General features: G+C 51.5%; 3 protein-coding genes. 2 read left to right on the top strand and 1 reads right to left on the bottom strand.

The window, feature by feature from the left end:
• The first annotated feature begins 64 nt into the window (after positions 1–64).
• Together ACFWW2_RS01375 and ACFWW2_RS01370 are read left to right on the top strand one after the other, a co-directional pair.
• Positions 65–499, top strand: a complete 435-nt coding sequence (locus ACFWW2_RS01375) for a hypothetical protein (RefSeq protein ID WP_393925568.1) — start codon at positions 65–67, stop codon at positions 497–499.
• A 299-nt stretch (positions 500–798) separates the two neighbouring features.
• The gene (locus ACFWW2_RS01370) at positions 799–1,173 is read left to right on the top strand and encodes a VOC family protein (RefSeq protein WP_393925567.1); all 375 of its coding nucleotides are present in this window, start codon (positions 799–801) and stop codon (positions 1,171–1,173) included.
• Positions 1,174–1,220: 47 nt separating this feature from the next.
• On the opposite strand, the gene ACFWW2_RS01365 is transcribed toward ACFWW2_RS01370, so the two are convergent.
• Positions 1,221–1,447 (bottom strand): Tn3 family transposase (locus ACFWW2_RS01365; RefSeq protein WP_393925566.1); only part of this gene is annotated, 227 nt, incomplete at its 5' end.

The following is a 1,447-nucleotide window of genomic DNA, read 5'->3' as shown; positions in this document are numbered from 1 at the left end:
AATCCATGTGGATCGGGCAACGTCGTGATGGTAGTCTTCGTCATGTGGCATATCCTTTTCTCAAATGAGAATTGCGGCGCGTCAACAACGCCATGATATGCCGCCCCTCAGGGGCTATCACCAACTTTCAGCTATATCTCTTCATGTGGAGCTTGGGCCGGAAGATGACGATAGTATCCGACTGGCGCTCTGCGACGAGGTGCGACTAGCCTACGGGGACTATGACCATGTGTCCTTTGCAACTGCCACCGGAACGCAGTTCTTTCGCGGTGCGCAGGGCACCGCCAGCGGTCCAATGGAAACCGCTACGAGCAGACAAGTCCGAGTGTTGTCATTTTCAATCACGAAGGACAGGCAGTTGTTGGATGCTGCAATGAGCGTCATCCATCGTCTTCACTCCTATGAAGAACCAGTGATCTATGTTCAGGATGCATTTGCCAGTCGTTCTCTGCTTGAGAAACGGCAGAACGAAAATAAGTGGTGGATGAAATCCGACTGAAGCAGCCATTCGTTGACGATGCAGCATCGGTTGGAATGGGCTCGCTACCCGGTTTCGCCGCTCCTAGCGCGAACGACGGTTGCTAAAACGCGAACGGCGGCTCAACAGATCAAACAGTAAAAAGTCAAGAATTTGGGCGTTTCGGCGAACAGCCGCTCTTGTGACGTCGTAGCCGGGCCGCGTCCCGCGCTAGCATTCGGCGGCTCAGAACCCAAATTGACCAATGCTGCGCTATGTTTAAATGTCTGCAATAAAGCAACTGACGCCCCACATTCGGCAAAGTTCTGCAAGGTTGGTTTATGAGATTTGTGAATCCACTTCCGTTCGTCAAAGACATCGAAAAATCAAAGAGTTTCTACACCGGCCTTCTTGGTCTTTCGATCATTCAGGACCATGAGGACTTCGTCATGTTCGATAATGGGTTCGCGATCCATGACGGAAAATCGCTTTTTAAGTCAGTTTTTGCTCGGGAAGACACTGCGTCTGCCCCCTATGGGCGGGGAAATCTCGTCCTGTATTTCGAGGACTTTGAATTAGATGAAGCGTTTGAACGAATATCTCCGCATGTGCAGTTGATACATCAAGTAAGGCTGGAGCCATGGGGGCAGCGGCTTTTTCGCTTCTTCGATCCTGATCAGCACATTGTGGAGATTGGCGAACCAATTGCGCAATAGGGTGTCGAGTCCGGCTGAGGGCGGAATCGTATCATAAGCATGTTTGATCATGATTTTGGCCACCGATATTCGCCTGTAAGCAAGATATGCGCCCATCCGAGCGGTGAGATGTGCGACAGAAGCTCAGGCGGGTAGTCCAATCCAGCCTTTCGCCTCTGCTGAACCGCTTTCCCTAGCTGGTTAGTATTCCAAAAGATGATGATTGCAGCGAGCAGATTGAGACCCGCCATGCGGTAGTGTTGTGCCTCTGCGGTTCGATCACGGATTTCGCCCT

Source organism: Yoonia sp. R2-816 (assembly GCF_046762905.1).
In the GTDB taxonomy this organism is placed as follows: domain Bacteria; phylum Pseudomonadota; class Alphaproteobacteria; order Rhodobacterales; family Rhodobacteraceae; genus Yoonia.
The sequence above is the reverse complement of the archived record's forward strand: the minus strand, read 5'-3'. Positions and strand labels throughout refer to the sequence as shown.

Excerpts from the sequence above, each read along its gene's own strand:
- ACFWW2_RS01375 (WP_393925568.1), top strand. The coding sequence starts at position 65 with ATGAGAATTGCGGCGCGTCAACAACGCCATGATATGCCGCCCCTCAGG.
- ACFWW2_RS01370 (WP_393925567.1), top strand. The coding sequence starts at position 799 with ATGAGATTTGTGAATCCACTTCCGTTCGTCAAAGACATCGAAAAATCA.